We start from the raw sequence: 19,709 nt of genomic DNA, 5'->3' as shown, positions 1-19,709 counted from the left end.
CGACGGTCCCGGACATTGGTACGCCTTACGGGAACAGCCGGGGCATCGGTGATTGTGGCCGCATGGGCGATGGGGGCATCTTGAGGGGAACACGTAGGCCGCCCTGACAAAGACATGAAGAGGCGAAAGGGGTGCCGCTTGCGAGGATTTTGTCCTGAGGACAACGAGGTCCGCCCGTACGGAGACGCGAAAACAGGCAAGGGGTGCTGCGTGACGGTATTTTTTCCGCGAGGATAACTGGGTCGGTCCCTATACCAACATCGAAACAAAGACGCATGTGGGTTCCCTCGAGGCTGTTCCGTGGTTGACGCCTCAAAAGCTTTGGACTACAAGAGCCGTGTGAGGTTCTCTGACAAACGAGAGGCATCAGGTACCCGCATTCGGGTTTAAAAGGGAAGACGGTGCCATTCCGTCGCGGTCCCGCCGCTGTGAACGGGGACAAAGGCCGATGCACCCACTGTTCCATGGGTATGGAATGGGAAGGGCGGCCGGAGGATGATCCGTGAGCCAGAAGACCTGCCTGAAGCCTTTGGTGGAAGAGATGCCGATGGCAAAGGGATCTTCCCCGCAAAAAGACTTCGAGGAAAAAGTCTTTTTGTGTCCCACGGGATGAAGAAAAAACAGGGTGACATCCTTGAAACGGAAACGTTTCAAGGATTTTTTGTTTCTTGAAGGGACATGGGCCTCATGACTTCACAACCTTTCAACCCCGAAAGTTTGGCGACACCGCTGGTTTCGGCGGGAAAAAACATCGAAGAAGAAAGCTTTCGAATCATCGACGCTGAAATGGGGCCGCACAGCTTTCCACCGGATCACTGGTCCATTGTGCGGCGCGTGATTCATACCACGGGCGATTTTGAATTCGCCCGGCTTATCCAATTTCATCCTCAGGCCGTCACAGCCGGTTGCGAGGCATTACGCCGAGGCGCCACCATTTATGCGGACACACGCATGATCCAGGTAGGTCTTTCTTCCTCAAGGCTTCAATGGTTCGGCAACACCGTGGTGGTCCCCTCATCGGAGGCGGGCGTGCCTGAACTGGCGGAATCCTTGGGGATTACTCGGTCCGCGGCCGCTTTTCGTTATTTAGCTTCAAGACTCAACGGAGCGATCGTGGCCGTCGGGAATGCACCGACGGCACTCCTGGAAACGCTTCAGCTTATCGAAAGTGAGCAGATTCGACCGGCTTTGGTCATAGGTGTTCCGGTTGGATTTGTTCAAGCAGAGACTTCTAAAGAGGCTCTGTGGCGCTGTGTGAAGGTGCCTTTCATCACGGTGCTCGGCCGGAAAGGGGGAAGTCCCGTCGCCGTAGCCATTGTGCATGCCCTCTTGGAATTGGCTCGAGCCGAAACGCCTAAACATGACGGGCCACAAAAGGAAGCGTCCCGATCATGAGGACGGCGTTCTTCGGTGCGGCATGCATCGAACGCCATTGCAACCTAAAAGGCGACGCGGCGCCTCGCCCCTCTAGGGCTGAAACCTGAAAGATCTTGCGCTGTGGAAGTCGCCGTCGAGGGCGGCGAGGCAACACCTTGTCTTACAAACCTGAAACCGGGCCCGACCCCTGGCATCGCGGGGTTCGGCCTGCTCATGAGGCGGATGGTACACTCATGCCCTCGTGGGGGGCTTTTTGGACAAGCGCCTAAGCTGCTTCAAGCTTCATTTTCATTGACGGGAAAGGATCACGCCCATGCTGGGAACGCTTTACGGTGTCGGTGTCGGCCCCGGAGATCCGGATCTTTTGACCCTGAAAGCCGTTAAAATCTTGGGGCGTGTGGGCCACGTCTTTGCCGCTTCATCATCGTCCAACGATTACAGCCTGGCTTTGGAAATCGTTCGGGATCATCTTCGAGAAGGTGTGCCGGTGCATTTCCTGGATTTTCCCATGACTTTCGACAAGGACCATCTGGAAAAAGCGTGGAGCGCCAATTGCGACACTGTGGCGGCACGCCTCGAAAGCGGGGTGGATGTGGCCTTTTTAACCTTGGGCGACCCCATGACTTTCAGCACTTTCATTTATTTATGGCGCAAGATTCGGAATCGGCTGCCTTCAGTGCCTGTAGAAATCGTTCCGGGTATCACATCCTATCAGGCGGCTGCGGCATGCGCCGGCGTGGCCTTGGCGGAAGCGGAAGAAACCTTGACGATAATTTCCGGGGCCAAAGGCGGCCGTCGTCTTTCGGAAGTGCTTCCCTTTTCAGACAATGTGGTTCTCATGAAAGCCTACAAGCAGTTTCCTCAAATTTTGGAACAGATACGGCTTTTAGGCCTTCAAGACGCCGTCTGCTTTGTCAGTCGTTGCGGTCTGGAGGGTCAGGTGGTGGAAAAAGACTTCGACGCCCTTCAGGACCTTAAACCCCATTACCTTTCTCTTCTCATTCTCAAAAAAGGCGGGAATTCCCCCTAAAGGATCGAGGAAAACCTGTGGGTGTGGCAGAGGCTTCTTGTGCAAGAGGATCCTCCTCGGAGTGCGAAACATCTTCCAAGGCCATGGTTTCGCCTGACATGACTTCAGAAAAAGTGTGGCAAATTCGGCTGTTTTGGACGGCAACGATTCTTCTTGTTCCGACACTTTCTTTTTATGGTATCACCCTGGGACCCTACACCATTGAACCCGACACTTTATGGCGTGTCCTAGCTTCGGTTTTCCATGATTCCCCTTCCATGCTTTCAGAAAAAGACGCGGTCACGGCCCACTACATCGTTTTTCAGCTTCGCCTGGCACGGGTGGCTTTGGCTCTTCTCGTGGGAGCTTCTCTGGCCGTTTCCGGAACTGTTTATCAGGGTCTTCTGCTGAACCCTTTAGCGGATCCTTTTACTTTGGGCGTGTCGACTGGAGCGGCCTTTGGGGCTTCTTTGACCATCCTTTTCGGGTGGGCATCATGGAAACTTGGGGGCATGAGTGCCTTGCCCATGATGGCTTTTCTGGGAGCGGTCGGAGCCCTAAGCCTTGTTCTCATCTTAGGGCGTCTTCAGGGCAAAATAGATTCCACCACATTGGTTCTGGCCGGCATCATCGTTTCCACGTTTCTTTCAGCCTGGATCAGTCTGCTGAAGAGCCTTCACGAAGAATCCCTTTCGGCCATTGTCTTCTGGATCATGGGAAGCCTTTCGGGGCGCAGTTGGCGTCATGTGCTGGCCGTGCTTCCTTACATGTTGGTCGGATCCTGGATTATTTTCCTGTATGCTCGAGAATTGGATCTACTAGCTCTTGGAGACACGGCCGCCCTGCAAAGCGGCGTGGCTACGGATTCCGTACGACGACGTCTTCTGGGTGCCGCTTCCTTGATGGCGGCGGCGGCTGTGGCCGTAAGCGGTGTTGTGGGCTTCATCGGATTGGTGGTACCCCATGTGGCGCGTTTATGCCTCGGCCCCAGGCACCGGCAACTCCTGCCCGCGTCCATGATTCTCGGGGCTCTTTTAACTCTTGTGTCCGATACTCTGGCCCGAACCATCCTTTCCGACGGTCGAGAAATCCCTTTGGGCGTCGTGACGGCTATTCTCGGAGCCCCGTTTTTCGCCTATTTGCTCATCCATAGAAAAAGGTCCGTGATGTTGTGATTCAGGTCGAACAGCTCCACTGCGGATATCCGGATCGTAAGGTCTTGCAGGACGTCAATCTCGTTATTGACGCAGGAGATTTCGTAGGCGTTTTGGGCCCCAACGGATCTGGAAAAACCACATTCATCCTAGCTCTTTCCGGGGTGTTACCCATTGCTTTTGGAAGTGTTCGATGGAACGGGCGCCCTTTGAAGAGTCTGACCCCTCGGGAAAGAGCCCGCCTTATGGCTGTGGTTCCCCAAGATATTCATGTGCCTTATCCTTTCTCGTGCCGAGATGTGGTGGCCATGGGCCGATACCCTTATCAGAAAAGAGGTTCCCGAGAAACACCGGAAGACAGAAAAATCATAGAACAAGCCATGGAATGGACCGACACTGTTCATCTGGCTCAAAGGCCCATAACCATGCTCAGCGGCGGGGAACGCCAAAGGGTTTTCGTGGCCAAAGCTTTGGCTCAGAACACTCCGGTTCTGCTCTTGGATGAAGCCGTCTCGGCCATGGACGTGCATCGCAAGCTTCAGATTTTTGATCTGCTCAAGACCTTGCAGGAAAAGGAAAAACGCACCATCGTCTTTGTGCTCCATGACATCAACACCGCGGCCGTTTTTTGCCGACGGCTCGTGTTTTTAAAACACGGTCGCATTCTAGCCGACGGATCGACCGAAGAGGTGTTGCAGCCAAGGATTCTGGAAGAAGTTTACGAAACTTCGGCTATGGTCTACCCTGTACCGGGTTGGAACAATGTCCGCCAGGTTTTTTTCTCGAGGGGCAAGATGACGCGGGAAAACGGAGCCGGGGGTGACCTGTAGGGGCGGACCGATGTGTCCGCCCCCAGATCACTGTGACTCCCTGACCGGTGGCTGCCAAGGGTTGTTTTTGGTGGGGGCAAACAGGTTCATCCTACTAAACATGACACACCCTTCTCGCAGGGTTGTTACAGCCGCCTCTATGAGAAAAATGTGCATGTACGTAAACGGGCTGTGCCAGCGTGTGCACTCGTTCAGCAAATTGTCGTGCGGCAGCTCGAGGGGCGGACCGATGTGTCCGCCTCAACATGCCCTCATCGCCCATGCGGACCCGATCACAACGACGCGGACCCTTCCCGTAGGGCCACCCATGTTGATGTCCGCCGGCAGAACGGCAACTCGTGGTTGACCTGTAGGGACGAACCGATGTGTCCGCCTCAACATGCCTCCATCGCCCAAGCGGACCCGATCACAACGACGCGGGCCCTTCCCGTAGGGCCACCGATGTTGATGTCCGCCGGCAGAACGGCAACTCGTGGTTGACCTGTAGGGGCGAACCGATGTGTCCGCCCCTAAAAGACAAGGCCGCATACCAGATCCATGGCGAAAAGGCGGTGGGTTTGCACGTTTTTCCATCAAAGCTTCAAAAAGGGGAGCTTCATGGCTTTGCCGACAGGAAAACGAAAACTCTTGTGCTTTCTCATGGGAATCCTGTGCTGGCTGTTAGTATCTTTGGGTGAGGCAGCCGTGCAGATCATAGACGATACGGGGCGAACCGTGCGTCTCGAGGCTCCGGCACGCCGCGTCATTCCTCTCTATGGAGCCTTCGCGGAAATGCTTTACGCCATTGGGGCCGAAGACACTCTTGCGGCTCGCACGCAGGCGGACTCTTACCCTTCGGAAATTTCCAAGCTCCCTTCCATAGGAACCCACATGCGTCCCAATGTGGAGATGATCCTGGGTCTGCAACCGGACCTCGTGGTCCAAAGCGCCAGCCGTCGTGCTGCCTCTCCCGAACTGGCCCGCTTGGAAGAAGCGGGCATTCCCATAGTGGTTTTTGCACCGAAGACTTTTGAGGGGGTCTTTGCCGTCATGGAGCGGCTCGGCCTATTGGTCGGCCGAACCGAGCAAGCTCGAACCGCTATCGAAGCCCTGCGCCAACGGCTTGAAGCTGTTCGGTCCACCTGTCGTGCGGCTCCTCATCGGCCACGCGTCGTGTTTGAAATCCGTTCCAATCCTCTGGCCGTAGCGGGCCAAGGGGGTATGCCTCAAGCGATCATGGAAACCGTCGGCGCCGTCAATGCGGTGTCCCAGTCGGAGGCCATCGTGCCGATGTCCGTGGAAAACCTTCTGGCATTAGACCCGGATGTGTACATTGTCCAGAAAGGTCCCATGAACCCGAATCCCAGTCATCCCAAAGACCGTGCCCATTTCGATCGATTACGCGCCGTCCAACGGAACCATGTCCTGGTGGTGGATGAAGCGCTGTATTCCCGTCCCGGGCCACGAGCCGTCAAGGCCGCTGAAGATCTGGCTCGTCGGCTGTATCCCTCTTTGTTTCCTTGAAGCTCGCCCTCTGATCTCAAAGCCTACGATTCCATGAGACCCAGGGGCTTCGTATGCCGGCGCCACTCGCCCCTCAACGTGTCGTGATTTCCACCTCGTAAGTGACCTGCACCTGACCTTGAGCGGGCACATCCACGGGAAAACGCACCAGCCCTGCATGAACCTTTTCATGCGGCTGACTCGACTGGACGATTTTCCAATCCCCCGAGAGTCTCTCCTCCAAGAACACGCGTTCCTGTTGCGCTTTGGCGTTCTTGACAATCAAGGTCCAACGGAGGCGCTGCACGTTTTGGCCGATCTTTTTGGCGTCCTCGAGGACGCGTTCCACCTGGACGTCAAAGGAGCGGCCGAATTCCAGACGAAGCGTCCCATGCACGGGGGTATGTTCGATGGCATCTTCACCCAGGGGAATGGCCTCCCCTACAGGCGTGATCATACGGGCAGTCACGACGCCTGCCGGAAGAGGCATTCCGAGCCCGGATGCCTCCTCGTTCTGTAGGTCGATGAGGACTCGAACCGGCTGCTTTCGACTTTCCTTGCGTTCCGAACCCCATTCGGCGCTCGATCCGTTCCCCGTGCTCACCAGACGTCGTTCCACAGGAACCGCCGAGGCTTTGACCCAAGGCACCTGCACGGGGTCTCCGCTCTTCAGGTTCAAAGGTTCGGCAAGCCTGTACAAGTGATACTCAAAAACAGCCGCTTCTTCCACTGCCTCCGCCTTGGCCGCTCCAACCATGTCGCCCATGGGCGCCATGGGTAGGCGACTCCGCTTGGGCACTTTACGCAGATCTCCGGCTAAAAGGAGCACTTTTACGCCGGGAAAATCCATGTCGGTGGTGTTATGCAAAAAAATACGACCTTCCAGGGTGGCACGAGAAGCTTCTTCGTTCATGGTGAGTGTGTAGAGAGCCTTCCATTGCAGGCCACCGGCTTCATACAGGCGTTCGGCCTGCACTTCCACCGGAGCTTTCCCTTTGTTTTCCACATCCCAAAAAGCTTTGGGCGTCACACTCAGTTCCTCGGGAAGGGACGGGAAAAAGATGCCATGGTACTCCCCCGCATAGACGCCTTCTTCCGTGAGAAATACCGGAGATCCTCCTTCCCCCCCCTCGGAAACCAATTGAACCCGGCGCACCATGCGAGCGTCCAGGCTTCCTTTAGGATTGGTCATGACCAGATCCAGTGGTTTTCCGACATAGCTCTTGAGCAATTGGTTTTCCGTCACGGGTCGAAAATGGCTCGCCAACGTGTACGAGACAAAGGTTTCCGCTTCGTTTAAAGGCCGAACCCACAGGGTCTGAGGATCCATGGTCTGAGGAAAGCCTTCCAGCACCACCGTGTGCCGTCCGGGAGGAACAGCCACCGTGTCCACTTCCCGGAACAGCGCGAGGCCGTTCTGGCTGATGGTTACGGATCTTTCTTGGACCACGGCGAGGCTTGGGCCGGGTCCGATCAGGGACCACAGGATCAAACCGGCACAAAGAAGCCATGGACGACGAACGTTCATTGTCTCCTCCTTACGTGAGTCACTTCCTTTTTGAAGTTTTTCCACCATAAGTTTCAGCTTCTTTAAAGGCGGACCCATGGGTCCGCTCGAAAACCTAGGGATGGCGTGACAAAAGCGATGGAGCCGAACCATGGCCGTAGGCCTTGAGGGGCCGAGACACAGGTCTGCTCTTAAGGGTAGTTTGGCATGGCCCTACCACCAGTGGTCCTTGAGGGTTTGGCCATGAGGACCGACATCCAGGTCGGCCCCTACAGATTCCTTGGGGTGGCACAACCAATTGTTGGCCCGGATGATTTGTTCGTGGGGATCGACACATTGGTCGGCCCGAACCGCTTGACGGCTGGGGCCGGGGTGTGGCTGAAACCCCAAACCCCATTGTCGAGTTCGCCGAAAGGCAACGGCCCATGGAGGCTGCGGTTTCGAGATTCATGAAGAGGTTTCGTCCGTGGTTTCTCGAGATAGGCGTTCTCGAGCCTGTCGCCGTTCTTCGATGAGATGGGCTGCCAGTCGGCTGAAGGGCCAATCAATGGAATGTTCCGTCACCACGGCAAAAATAGGCTTGGGAAGATTGGCGTCCTTGAATTTTTGGATCAGAAAAAAAATTCCCTTTTGCGGAATGTTATAAAAAAGCACAATCTTTTCGTGACATTCAAAGGGTTCGCTCCCCACCTGATCTGTGTGAAGAATGTCCCGAACCAGCAGATGGCCTTGATGTGGAGCAATGGTGAAGGCCGGAGGAGCCTTGACCAGTTCCAGCATGCGGTCCAGTTTTTCTTTTTCTTCCGGCGTGAAATTCCAGACAAGCAGTCGAGGTCTCTGATCCATAGACGATCCTTCTTTCTCGTCGCGGCCGAAGCGGCTTTGGCATGATCAGCCTCTTCCTACGAGGCGCACGAACTGGTCCAACACTTCATAGAGGCGAAAAAGACTCTCAATGACCACATGTTCATCTTCCGCATGCTGGCTTTCTTCTCCATCAGCTCCCCAGACAATTCCGGGAATACCGAATTGGGAAAGAAAACGGGCATCGGAAGCCCCGTGGGCTTGACCCAATCGAGCGTCCGGAACAAGGCGCAAAAGTGTCTGAACAGGTCCTGCGGTTTCTCCGATGAAGAGAGGTTCCTGTTCCAACACTTCCACATGGGAACGAACGGTGCGTCGCACGGCTTCAGCAAGAGCCCCAGGATCATCGTTTTCCGTGTATCGAATATCCAAGTGCGCTTCCGCGGTGTCAGGAACCTGGTTGACGGAACGCCCGCCGCGAATGAGGCCGATATTGAGCGTGGGATGCCAATGATCTTCTGTTTCCATGGCAAACAAACCTTTAACGGCCATGAGATCCTCCATGAGGATTTCAATGGCGTTTCGCCCCAGCCACGGACGAGCTCCATGAGCGCTCTTGCCTCGAGCCGTCAAACGAAGGCGCAGAATACCCTTTTCCTTAACGATGATTTCTCGCAAACTGCCGCCGTCCAAAGCGATGGCGAAATCGGCGGCAATATGCGGAAGAACCGCAAGGGCTCCGTGATACCCCCCTATTTCCTCATCCCCTGTGATGAGAATACCGAACGGAAGCTCTTCCTGACCTTGACCTCTCGCTGCAAGTTCTTTCATGTGTTGCTTGAGAAGGATCATAGACAGGGCCACTGCATACTTGTCATCGATGCTTCCGCGTCCGTAAAGGCGCCCGTCACGTTCCACAGGTTCGAACAAGGATTCCGGAGCATCCACCACGTCCAAGTGGCTCATGAAAAGCACCGGAACCCGCCTTCTTGAAGGTCCAACCCAAAGGGATGGAACACCTTCCTGATCCATGCGTTGCACGGTCACAGGAATATTTCGTAGAAAGGATTCAATGAAGTCGGCGCAGCGACCAATTTCATCCGGTCGCGAATGCATGGTACGAAAGGTGATGAGTGTCTTGGTCAAATCGAGCAGCTCTTGCATGCATGACCCTTTCTTTGCTTGAGATAGCATGTGGGCGTAGTCTGCCACGGCCTGAAGCGGGCATCAAGCGGCAAGTCCTCAATCCGTTCATGAAGGAGGGCACACCCCTTTCGTTTCCTTTTTTTGCGCCCACTCGCACTGGGTTCATTTTTCTATCGACGAAAACTTGGAAGACCGGATATATGAAAGAAAAAATTCAAGTGGACATCCTTGGGCGGACTTCGTCGGCATGGCAAAAGGAGTGATCCATGAAAGCCATCAGCCCGTCGACGCCACGAAACAAGGCGGCATGGTGTCTCCTTCTTTTAGCCGCCTGCATCGCCTTGTGTGCTGGACCCGCCTTAAGTCAACAACAAACTTCAACCCCAGGAAAATCGTCCAATCTCATCAATATCAACACCGCCGATGCCAAACAGCTTGAAGCGCTTCCCGGAATCGGACCCGCCATCGCCGAGCGCATCGTTCAGTATCGTCAAGCCCACGGCCCCTTTAAGAATCCAGAAGACATCAAGAATGTTCAGGGGATCGGCGAAAAGAAATATGAAGCCATCAAGGACCTGATCACCACAAAGTAACCGACAGGTCCGCCCGAGGATGTTTTTCTTTTTTCTCCTGCCGACAACCCAGAAAATTTTGTTTTGGAGTGTTGCCCGAGGACGGCGTGGTGTTTAAATAGGGAGGGCACAATGACACAAATGGCTTGAAGGAGGCGCATGTGATTGTACCATCGGGCGATATGGCCATCTGCCGTCAAGGCCATGAAGTTCTTGAAGCTTATCTCGGCACTTGTGTGGGGGTGGCCCTGTGGGATCAGGAAGCCGGAGTGGGCGGCCTGTTCCACGCCCTCCTAGCCGAACCTCTCACCGCCAGCCTCGATCCTCCGGAACCTTTGCGTTACGCTTCCACAGGACTTCCCTTGTTCCTTGATGCCTTGGGGAAAAAAGGAGCCAAACCTTTTCGCATGCGGGCGGCTGTGGCCGGTGGGGCTATCGTCGGTCCCAGTGATGAAGTTCAGCTGGACTTGCAATTGGGAGCGCGTACCCTGGAACGCGTGGAACTTTTTTTGAGAGCGGCCCGAATTCCCGTGATCCTCAGTGAAACAGGAGGGACCTTTACCTGTTGCTTACGTCTGCACTGCCGCGATTGGACTCCGGAAATCGTCCCCGTGGGTAGCCATTTTTTTCGGCCCGCACGTTCCGAAAAGATTTCCAAGCCGGACAAGGAAGCTTTAGAAAGAGCCATCAAAGACGTCAAACCCATTCCCCAAACCGCCTTTAAGATTCTCTCCCTTTTGCGTTCCGAAACTTACCACATGGGAGAAATCAGCCGCGAAATTCGCTTGGACCAGGTGCTGGCGGCCAAGGTGCTGGCCCTGTGCAACTCTCCCGTCTATGGAGCTCCCGAAAAAATCGATTCCTTGGACAGGGCGCTGGTTTTTCTCGGCGAAAGGCGTATCCTGCAAATGGCACTTTCCGTCTTTTTGTCCGCAGTTTTCCCTTCCAGAACCGGCGGCTATTCTTTATGCAAAGGCGGTCTTTTTCAGCATGCCGTTACAACGGCGCTGGGAGCCGAATTCATGGCCAAGCGGCTCGGGCTTCCCCAAGGGCGAGCCTACACTTACGGGTTGCTGCATGACATCGGAAAGATCGTCCTGGATCAATTGGTAGCCGAGAACGCCCCTCTGTTCTACCGACAAGCCCAGCATGGCGACCGCCCATTGAAAGAGATCGAAAAAGAATTTTTCGGCATGGATCACACGGAAGTGGGAGCTCTTTTGGTCCAACACTGGAACATACCCATGGACGTGGCCGATGTGATTGCCGGACACCATAGCTCGAAGGCGGAGGGCGTTTCGGCCACTCCTGAAGAGGTGGCCCTCATCACCGTGGCCGATTTCATCACAAACCGGTTTCTCGCGGGAAGTCAATTGGAACGGCTGGATCCACGACCCGTGATTCCTGCGCTGCAACGTTGTGGCATGAGTCCGGAAGGATTGGAAAAAATGATCGCCGGAATGCCCCTTGACCTCATGCGCCAACAAGCTTCCGGCTTTTAAACAAGCTGTGAAAGCAGGGGACGACAAAAACGTCGTCCCTTTGTCCGCCCCAAAACCAGCGGTACCATAACACTTTATGCCTTTTTCATGGAGGGGCGAGAAGCCGCCTCGCCCCTTCGAAGCCTGGAACCATGAAGCTTCAACGCTGGAATCGCCTGGATGGAACGGAGCCCCTTTCCAAAACCCTTACTGCGTTTGACCGTATCCGGTACCGGGTCCCATGCCCCAGCCCATGCCGCGCCCATAAGGACCGTAGCCGCAGGGAATTCCGGCATCCTGAGCCTTTTGCCAGATTTGCTGACGAATCTGGTGCATTTCTCGAGCCAATTCCCCTAGCGCTGCAGGATCCGTGTTGGGATTATTGAGCATCTGCTGATACCGCAACTGTTTCTGATAGAGCTCCTGACGCAGGGGTGCCACATCCTGAGCGAAGGCCTGGCCTTCAGGGGTGGTCTGAGCCCAACAAGGCCCCATGCCACCTCCTCTATGAGGGCCTCGAGCCCATACAGGAGCCGCCGCCACCAAAACCAATCCAAGAACCATCACCCATCGCATTGCCTTCATGTGAAAACTCCTTTTCTGCTCTCTTTTGTTTTATCCTACGAAATGATCCATGTTCCCGGGAACCTTTCCCCTTTCGGCCTGAATCCAAGGCAACGACCGTGCCAAACCTTTCAGCCATCCAATATTAAAGGCACGTGAACGTTTTTTCTTGAAAAGGCAATAAGTTACCCTAGATTTTCGAGAAGCGGGCCCTTGATCTTTTCTCAGTCTCTTTCTGTCGCGCCGGAAAAACTGGTTCAAAAATATCCAGAAATTCAAAGATCATGGGTTCCAGTGGATTGTTTTGAATCAGGCGGCCACCTGAAAATCTTTAAGGCATTGTCGATCAATGCCGATTTTCTTGTAAGGCATGAAAAGCGATGGAGGGACCCGCTGAAGCTGAAGGAGGGAGTTTTCTTGCCATGAAAGCCGGGCAGGAAGTCTTGGAATCCATCGGGCAGAGGATCATTTTCGACAAGGGCGACAAGATCCTTTTTCAAGGCACTCAGCAACGGTGTCTTTATTATGTGGAACGGGGCGCCGTGGAGGTAGCCTTTGGCCAGAACGGAACGACCATTGCTGTTGCTTATCTCGGCCCCGGGGAATTTTTCGGTGAAACGGGCTTTTTCGACGGTGTTTCGAGAGTGCGGGATGTGCGTGCCGCCGAACGAACCGTCCTTCGCCTTGTCGATTGGGAATCCATGGAGGCTTTACGCTTTAAAGATCCGCACCGCTACAGCCTCTTTATCACGGATGTGGCGCGATCGGTCTGTGCCAAGTTTCGCCGTGTTCTGGATGAACGAGAACCCCTGACGGCCTATGCCGACTCCCTATCCACAGGACGCAGACAGTTTTATGAAGCCCGCCCGGTTCCCGACGACTTCATTCGCACACGCCAAGGAGCCATCGTTCATGAACTGGTGGAAAAAACCAAGGCAGATTTCTTTGATCTGAGCTATGCCGTGCAAAAGAACGGCAACCCTCAACACGTGCGAGAACTCCAGGAACGATGCACGGCCATCCTCGACCAGCTGAACCAAAACCTTCAGGATTTGGAACCGCTCATCGCTGAAAGTGAATTTCAAGATTATGTTTGGGGTTATGTGTTCAGGGAAATTTTTCCCTACTTCATGAGAAGCCGTTTTGCGGAACGGGCCTATTACAAACCGAAAGGGTATGCCGGCGACTTTCTTATGATGGAAATGATTTACAAGAATGAACCTGCAGGAGACGGAAAGCTGGGGCTCCTTGTGGATACGTGGTGTCTAAACACGCCGGCTTCTCGAGCGGTACGGGGACGTCGGTCATTGCTTGCCCAAGAATTAAAGCGGCATGTGGTTAGAAAGTGTGGTTCCAATGAACCCGTTCGCATTCTCAATCTTGCCTGCGGGCCCAGTCGAGAATTTTTTGATTTTCTCAAAGAATATCCCCTACAGGATCCTGTGGAAGCCACCTTGATGGACGCCGATGTGGAAGCCCTACATTACGTCAATACCAAAGTGAACACCTTTCCTCATGGAGCCAAAATCCGTTATCTGAATGAAAACGCCGTGCGTTGGGCTCTGGGCCGAACCCGTCAGGAGCTGCCTCCACAGGACATTATCTATTCAGCCGGCTTAACCGATTATTTGGACCGACGGCTCTTTAACACTTTGATCCGTCGATGCTACGAACAGTTAAAACCCGGAGGATGCCTCATTGTCGGCAACTTTTCTCCATCCAACCCGAATAGAGCTGTCATGGACCATATTTTGAATTGGAAGCTGATATACAGAACAGAAAAGGATCTACGGGACATATTTGCCGAAACGTCTTTTAGGCATCGTGTGCGCTGCCTTTCGGAACCGGAAGGGATCAATCTTTTTGCCGTCGCGTATCGTGAACCTGCAGCCGAGGCTTGCTGAAAAAACGGCTGCCGTTTCAGGGCGGTGGATCGGAAGAGACGTAAGAGACCATGGCAAATGAAAAGTCTTTCGGCGCCCCATGGGCTTTGGAAAAGCCACCTCCATTGCCCACGCCGGTCAACCGGGAAATGTTAAAGAAGGGTTTTGAAGAGGAGATGCGAGCGCTTTTGCGCGTTCGCGTCAACGTCATTTTGATCATGGGCGGCACGCTTGTGCCTCTTTTCGGCGTTCTGGATGCTTTGCTCTTTCCATCCCTGTTTGAAAAATTCATTGTCTACCGGCTTGGAGCGGGCATTAGTTGCTGGGTTCTTTACCTTTTCAATCGGCAGCAACGTTGGCGCCTTCCTAGTTTCGCTTTAGCCACCCTGGCATTCTATGCCATCGGCTTGGTTATCATCTCCATGATCGTGGATACGGGGGGAACTCGGACCCCTTACTATGCCGGACTCAATTTGGTCTTTCTCTCTTACTGCGTGGTTCTGCCTGTTCCTGTCAAAACATTGGCGATACACACGGTTCTTCTCTATGCCTGCTACGTAGGAGGCGCTTTGGGTTTCGATCCAAGTCCGGCCTACAGTACCTTTTTCGCTCATAACCTTTTCATCTTGGGCACACTCTCTATTATTCTCATCGCCGCACACATAGATCACACCCACAGATGGCGAGACTTCGTCCTTCGTCATGAACTGGCGGAAACACGCGCCAAACTGGAGCAGTATTCCAAGAGGTTAGAATCGTCGGTCGAGGAATCGGAAGCTAAATATAGGCATCTTGTGGAAAACGCTAATGATGCCATTTTCATCTGCCAAGAGGGGCGCATTCGTTTCCCCAATCCTCGAACCCAGACCCTTTTAGGACGACCTTTAGCGGATATCGAAGAAAGCCTGCTGCTTGAATATGTGGCCTTGGAAGACCAAGATGCTCTTATGGAGTTCTTTGAAGCTCTGGAACGAAACCCTCAAGCGCTGCCTCCACTGAGAACTTTGCGCCTCGACCATCGGTCGGGACGCACGGTTTGGGTGGACATGAACGTGGTTCCCATGGAATGGCAACAGCGTCCCGCCCTTCTGTGCATCGCTCGGGATGTGACGGACAAGAGACAGATGGAACAGGAACTGGTGCAACTTCAGAAACTGGAAGCCATCGGCACTCTGGCCGGTGGAATCGCTCACGACTTTAACAACATCTTGCAGATGATTCACGGCTATTTACAAATGCTTGTCAGACGCATGGAAGCCGACCATCCCGATCGGCCTCTGTTGAACAAACTTTTTGAGACCGTGAATCGGGGAGCCAACCTCACACGGCAGCTTCTTATTTACGGACGAAAAACCGACGAAAAAGTAGCTTCCGTGGACATCAATGCCGCTGTGGTGCGTGTTTGTGAAATGCTGGAACGGGTTCTTCCAAAGATGTACCGATTGGATCTGCATCTTGAAAGTCATCTGGGAAGAATTGCCGCCGATCCCAATCAGTTGGAACAGGTGGTCATGAATCTTGTCATGAACGCTCGAGACGCCATGCCCGACGGCGGCACCATCACCATTGCAACCGCCCCGGCAACGGTCGACGAGATTTTGGCTCAAAAACTGGGCATGTTTCGTACAGGAGCCACGGTACGGTTAAGCATCTCCGACACCGGGGCGGGAATTCCTCGGGAGATTCAAGACCGTATTTATGAACCCTTCTTCACCACCAAAACCCCCGACAAGGGCACAGGGCTGGGGCTTGCTATTGTCTATAGTGTCATCAAGCGCTTTGGAGGAGGCATCACGTGTGAGAGCGAGCCCGGGAAGGGCACACGGTTTCACATCTATTTTCCCGTCTCTCAAGCGCCTGCAAGGGAGACGGCCCCGGATCGGCAAGTGGCAGCTCAGGTAGATCTGAAAGGGTTGCGTGTCTTATTGGTGGACGATGAGCCTCATCTTTTGGAAATCGGCCAGAACCTTTTGGAAAGTTACGGATTGCAAGTGACCACAGCGCCAGACGGTGAATCCGCTTTGGATCTTTTGGCCACGATGGCGCCCAGGCCGGATAGCGTCATCTTGGATCTCAACATGCCGGGCATGGGCGGCGCTCGATGCCTTTCTGAAATTCTGAAGCGATACCCAAAGCTTCCCGTTATTGTTGCCACTGGATATCTAGATCCTGAAAAGCGCGAAGAGTTGCTGGCCAAAGGGGCGGCAGACTTTATTGAAAAGCCTTTTAGTTTTGAAAGAATTCTTCAGGCCCTGCAAAGAACTCGAGTATGCAGCCCTGGTTCTCCCTAAATCTCTTTTTTCATCACCAGAAAGCTGGTGTCGTCCACATCGATGGTGACCATGCGTTGAACGCGAAAGCCGAATTTTTCGTATAGGTGCACAGCGCCTGCAGAGATGATCTTCACGTCCAGTTCCACGTTCTTGATACCCCGCCGATGAAAGGCATCCAACGCGCCTTGGACGAGTTTGGAGGCGATCCCTTGACCTCGAGCTTCCGGATGCACAGCCACTTTGAGAATGACGGCTTTGTGGTCCTCGTCCCGACATGTGGCCGCCAAGTACCCTTGCACCTGATGACCGTCGTCGTAGACCAGGAAAAAATCTTTGAGGGCGTTTTCCAGATAATAGGGTGTCCAGGGGTTGGGAAAGGAGAGACGTTCGATTTCGGCCACCCTTTCCAAATCACGGGTTTCGGCGTGTCGAACCATAAAGGCGCTCCTTGGCCCGCAGAGTCGAGGCTTATGACGACGAGTTGCCCAAGGCGTCCACGGAACGGACACGGTCTCGAATTCTGCCCGAAAGCACCAGCTCCATGAACTCTTCCCCCAGGAGACGCGATTTTGTCATCACTGTATCCCAAAAACGTAGGCGCTGGGAATCCTGCCCGGCAAAAATCCAAAAATCTTTTCGGTCCGGAATGCGCCCATACGGCAGAGATGCCACAAAAGAACGGGAAGGTACCACCACAAGCACCTGATCCAGGTACCTTGCATTGGGACGCCGCTTCGTCAAGCGTTTGTCAAACCAGCCGGGAACAAGCCGGTCCATATAGTGTGGGTAAAGCACAATGCCGCCGGAATCTTGAAGCCATGGGACAGTGACATGGTAGTCCATCAGCCCGCCGTCCCAGTAAACCCCAGAAGGTGCTTTTGGAATATCCAAGACGGGTTCCATAAGGAGCGGAATGGATCCGGATGCCAAAAGCGCCGGAATCACGTTCTCGGGTTGCAAAGGCACAAGACGATAAGCCCAAAGGCTCTTGTCCAAGTGCCGCAAGAGACGGCTTTCTGGAGGCGCAAAAAGGATTCGTTCAAAAAATCCATGAAGCCAAGCTCGGTCTACGGCATTACTCATCGAGGCTGCGGCAAGCCCCAGAGCCACCGAAAAGGTGGCCCGGCTGTTCAATAAACCTCGGCCACGCATCGTTACAATGTGAAGACGACGCTTTTTCTGGAAAGCGATGTCCCGAGCCTCCTCATGACCCACAAAGGATCTTAGCACGCCACCGAGGACTCGAGTCACCTCCTGAGGCGTCGGGTGCATGCTGTAGGACTGGCTTCGGTACGCTTCCAAAAATCGATCCAAGGCTGCTGCGGGATCTTTCTGGCAATAGGCGGCAAAACGCCAGGCTCCAATGCTGGCTCCGAGAAAATCCAAAGGGGTTTCGGCATGAGGAAGCCAATGGCGGCAGAGCACGCGATCCAATCCACAGAGAATCAGCCATTTGGGACCTCCAGCAGCCCCGAGCATCCCCTGAATGCGTTCCCATCGAAGCCCTTCGTCCCGAATCATTTCCAAGATGCTTGAACCTGCGTAGAAATCCAGCCACTGCGCCATCGCTTCCGTGTCACCTCGCATCTTTTATCGAGTTTAAGCGGAACCTTGAAAACCTTTCAGATCTTCCAGAACCTGGCATTCGAACACACGTGGATCGACAAACTTCGAGGTTTTGTGCTATGGATAAAGGGCCCATGGGTCATTTCCATGCGGCATGGGATGTTCCAGAAAGGGCGCTTTTCCGAGAACTTGCCATACCTCGGCGTCTCATTGTCACTTGAAAAGAAGGGCGGCCTCAGATTTCCCCCCTCAAACCTCAGCCACCATACCACAAGGGATGGTTTTTTTCATGGCCATTCAGCAGTGAACGCAAAAAGGCACGAAGGGACCTTATGCGAGTCGTTTCCCTTGCCCCCACCGCCACAGAAACCATTGCGTTTCTCGGGGCCCTGAACCTGCTGACAGGGGTTACCGAAGACTGTGATTTTCCCGAACAAGTGCGCCGTCTACCCACTTATGGCAGTTGGGCTTCGCCTGATCTTTACGCTTTGAGTCGAGACCGGCCGGATTTGGTATGCACCTTTGGTGGGCATCAGAAGGAAATGGCTCTTTGGCTGCAGGATCGAGGTCTTTCGGTGTTTCATAGCGATCCGCCCACGGTGGAAGCTTCCCTGACGGCCATGATGGCATTGGCGAAGTGTCTGCAAAAGCCCAAAGACGGCGCTCGATTGCTGGAACATCTTCGGGCCCGCCTTCGGGTTGTGGATCATCAAACAAGCCTTCTTCCAAAGACCTTGCGTCCGAAGATCCTTCGCATCATGCAATGGCACCCTCTGATCACGGTAGGACCTGGCGCTTTTCAATACGATGTGATTCAACGGGCCGGGGGTATACCTTTCTTGGAAGACGGGGCTGCAGCCTACGAAAAGGTATCACCTGAGCAGGTGGTCGCTTGGAATCCCGATATCATCTTTTTTTGCGAACCGAGCATCAAAACTCTGCTAAAGCACGATCCCCTTTGGCAATTCTGTTCTGCGATACGCAGAGGCTCGGTGTTTGTGTTCCCGTGTGCGTTGACCTGTCGAGCTGGACCCCGCATCGTGGACATGACCGAGCAATTGGCTCACATCGTCGCCCTTTGGTTCAGAAAGCACAAGGAAAACATATGAGAGGCCACGCATTGAAAGCCGAGACTGACCAAATTCCCCTTGACACAACCTGTCGCCTTTTGTTCTTGCGGCGGTCCTTTAGGAATGACTTTTGTTTCGCTTCCCCAAACGGGGTTGCCGATTAGAGGGATGCCTAGGCCTGGACCGCCGTCCGACTGATCCCTGATCGTTCAAATTCTGCCTCAGGTTTTCCAAGACGATTCCGACACGGCGCGAAGGCCGACTTTCGCCAATGCCGCCTGTTGTGCGGGCATGGCTTTTTCCGACCTCGAGAGGCTTCGGGAGTTTCAAGGGCGTGTTCATGGGTTTTCCGGGCTGCCTATACGGCTTCGGGAATCGGATGTGCCCATGGACCTATTGGAAAGCCTCGCCGCCTTTGGCATCAACAACGGCGCCATGTTTTTAATCCCGAAGACGTGAACCCGTAGGATCCGCCGTGTGTGCTCCATAAAGCCTATTGATCCTTTGAACCGGGCGGATACTCAAGGATACAGCCCATTCATCTGTAGGGGTGGCTGTGTATGGCGTGAGGCCATGGGCAACGCCAACATACAGCCCATTCGTCTGTAGAGGCGGCCCTACGCATCCGCCCCGAAAACCTTCCCTCCGGCGGACGCTCAGGGGCGGACACACAGGTCCGCCCCTACAAGCACTGGTGACGTGGCCGCATTCACCCCCCGTCCCTCCAGAAAATTACCCTTCCCCATCCCCGACCAGAATGCACCCTCAATCACTCAATGACCCAATAACCCAATGATTCAATGACCCAGTAACTTAATGACTCAATGACTCAGAAAACTACGCTCCCCCATCACCGAACGGAATGCACCCTCAATGGCTCAATCAACTCAATAACCCAATGACTCAATAACTTAATGACTTAATGACTCAATGACCCAATGACTCAATGACTCAATGACTCAATGACTCAATGACTCAATGACTCAATGAC

17 protein-coding genes and 1 riboswitch are annotated in these 19,709 nt (G+C 54.1%); of the genes, 11 read left to right on the top strand and 6 right to left on the bottom strand.

Annotated features, from left to right (window positions below; genetic code table 11):
• Positions 1 to 351 precede the first annotated feature (351 nt).
• Positions 352 to 539, top strand: a riboswitch (cobalamin riboswitch).
• 148 nt (positions 540 to 687) lie between these two features.
• The 5 genes from WHS46_00085 (at position 688) to WHS46_00065 (ending at position 5,873) form a co-directional block, all read left to right on the top strand.
• Positions 688 to 1,395: a precorrin-8X methylmutase gene (locus tag WHS46_00085; GenBank protein ID MEJ5347070.1), complete on the top strand. Its 708-nt coding sequence runs from the start codon at positions 688 to 690 to the stop codon at positions 1,393 to 1,395.
• 295 nt (positions 1,396 to 1,690) lie between these two features.
• The gene (gene cobI, locus WHS46_00080) at positions 1,691 to 2,407 is read left to right on the top strand and encodes a precorrin-2 C(20)-methyltransferase (protein MEJ5347069.1); all 717 of its coding nucleotides are present in this window, start codon (positions 1,691 to 1,693) and stop codon (positions 2,405 to 2,407) included.
• A gap of 98 nt (positions 2,408 to 2,505) precedes the next feature.
• Positions 2,506 to 3,561: an iron ABC transporter permease gene (locus WHS46_00075; protein ID MEJ5347068.1), complete on the top strand. Its 1,056-nt coding sequence runs from the start codon at positions 2,506 to 2,508 to the stop codon at positions 3,559 to 3,561.
• Complete coding sequence (locus WHS46_00070) at positions 3,558 to 4,370, top strand: ABC transporter ATP-binding protein (GenBank protein MEJ5347067.1); 813 nt, start codon at positions 3,558 to 3,560, stop codon at positions 4,368 to 4,370. Before WHS46_00075 ends, WHS46_00070 begins: the two co-directional genes overlap by 4 nt.
• Before the next feature lie 597 nt (positions 4,371 to 4,967).
• Positions 4,968 to 5,873: a helical backbone metal receptor gene (locus WHS46_00065; GenBank protein ID MEJ5347066.1), complete on the top strand. Its 906-nt coding sequence runs from the start codon at positions 4,968 to 4,970 to the stop codon at positions 5,871 to 5,873.
• A gap of 73 nt (positions 5,874 to 5,946) precedes the next feature.
• Here WHS46_00065 and WHS46_00060 read toward each other — a convergent pair whose 3' ends face one another.
• The 3 genes from WHS46_00060 to WHS46_00050 all read right to left on the bottom strand — a co-directional run bounded on the left by WHS46_00060 (position 5,947) and on the right by WHS46_00050 (position 9,327).
• The gene (locus WHS46_00060) at positions 5,947 to 7,380 is read right to left on the bottom strand and encodes a DUF4139 domain-containing protein (GenBank protein MEJ5347065.1); all 1,434 of its coding nucleotides are present in this window, start codon (positions 7,378 to 7,380) and stop codon (positions 5,947 to 5,949) included.
• A gap of 426 nt (positions 7,381 to 7,806) precedes the next feature.
• The gene (locus WHS46_00055; GenBank protein MEJ5347064.1) at positions 7,807 to 8,205 is read right to left on the bottom strand and encodes a DUF3783 domain-containing protein; all 399 of its coding nucleotides are present in this window, start codon (positions 8,203 to 8,205) and stop codon (positions 7,807 to 7,809) included.
• Between the two features lie 45 nt (positions 8,206 to 8,250).
• A complete protein-coding gene (locus WHS46_00050) occupies positions 8,251 to 9,327 on the bottom strand; it encodes a M20/M25/M40 family metallo-hydrolase (protein ID MEJ5347063.1) in 1,077 nt (358 codons plus the stop codon).
• Positions 9,328 to 9,575: 248 nt separating this feature from the next.
• Between WHS46_00050 and WHS46_00045 the strand changes: the two genes are divergently transcribed.
• Together WHS46_00045 and WHS46_00040 are read left to right on the top strand one after the other, a co-directional pair.
• Positions 9,576 to 9,902 carry a helix-hairpin-helix domain-containing protein gene (locus WHS46_00045; GenBank protein ID MEJ5347062.1) on the top strand — a complete coding sequence of 109 codons (327 nt, stop codon included), beginning with the start codon at positions 9,576 to 9,578 and terminating at the stop codon, positions 9,900 to 9,902.
• Positions 9,903 to 10,042: 140 nt separating this feature from the next.
• A complete protein-coding gene (locus tag WHS46_00040; protein MEJ5347061.1) occupies positions 10,043 to 11,383 on the top strand; it encodes an HDOD domain-containing protein in 1,341 nt (446 codons plus the stop codon).
• A 186-nt stretch (positions 11,384 to 11,569) separates the two neighbouring features.
• Here WHS46_00040 and WHS46_00035 read toward each other — a convergent pair whose 3' ends face one another.
• Complete coding sequence (locus WHS46_00035; GenBank protein MEJ5347060.1) at positions 11,570 to 11,947, bottom strand: hypothetical protein; 378 nt, start codon at positions 11,945 to 11,947, stop codon at positions 11,570 to 11,572.
• Between the two features lie 401 nt (positions 11,948 to 12,348).
• Between WHS46_00035 and WHS46_00030 the strand changes: the two genes are divergently transcribed.
• Entirely contained in the window at positions 12,349 to 13,830 is a 1,482-nt protein-coding gene (locus WHS46_00030; protein MEJ5347059.1) for a cyclic nucleotide-binding domain-containing protein, read from the top strand.
• Between the two features lie 50 nt (positions 13,831 to 13,880).
• On the top strand, positions 13,881 to 16,100 hold the full coding sequence (locus tag WHS46_00025) for a response regulator (GenBank protein MEJ5347058.1): 2,220 nt from the start codon (positions 13,881 to 13,883) through the stop codon (positions 16,098 to 16,100).
• Here WHS46_00025 and WHS46_00020 read toward each other — a convergent pair.
• Both WHS46_00020 and WHS46_00015 read right to left on the bottom strand, forming a co-directional pair.
• The gene (locus WHS46_00020) at positions 16,097 to 16,519 is read right to left on the bottom strand and encodes a GNAT family N-acetyltransferase (GenBank protein MEJ5347057.1); all 423 of its coding nucleotides are present in this window, start codon (positions 16,517 to 16,519) and stop codon (positions 16,097 to 16,099) included. The two genes, WHS46_00025 and WHS46_00020, sit on opposite strands and share 4 nt — an antisense overlap.
• Positions 16,520 to 16,550: 31 nt before the next feature.
• Positions 16,551 to 17,648, bottom strand: a complete 1,098-nt coding sequence (locus WHS46_00015; protein MEJ5347056.1) for a hypothetical protein — start codon at positions 17,646 to 17,648, stop codon at positions 16,551 to 16,553.
• Positions 17,649 to 17,980: 332 nt separating this feature from the next.
• Here WHS46_00015 and WHS46_00010 point away from each other — a divergent pair, with 332 nt between their 5' ends.
• Both WHS46_00010 and WHS46_00005 read left to right on the top strand, forming a co-directional pair.
• Positions 17,981 to 18,757, top strand: coding sequence for a helical backbone metal receptor (locus WHS46_00010; protein MEJ5347055.1), 777 nt, complete (start codon positions 17,981 to 17,983; stop codon positions 18,755 to 18,757).
• Positions 18,758 to 19,009: 252 nt separating this feature from the next.
• A complete protein-coding gene (locus WHS46_00005; protein ID MEJ5347054.1) occupies positions 19,010 to 19,177 on the top strand; it encodes a hypothetical protein in 168 nt (55 codons plus the stop codon).
• The last annotated feature ends 532 nt before the right edge of the window (positions 19,178 to 19,709 follow it).

The organism is Desulfosoma sp. (genome assembly GCA_037481875.1).
In the GTDB taxonomy this organism is placed as follows: Bacteria; Desulfobacterota; Syntrophobacteria; order Syntrophobacterales; family DSM-9756; genus Desulfosoma.
The sequence above is the reverse complement of the archived record's forward strand: the minus strand, read 5'-3'. Positions and strand labels throughout refer to the sequence as shown.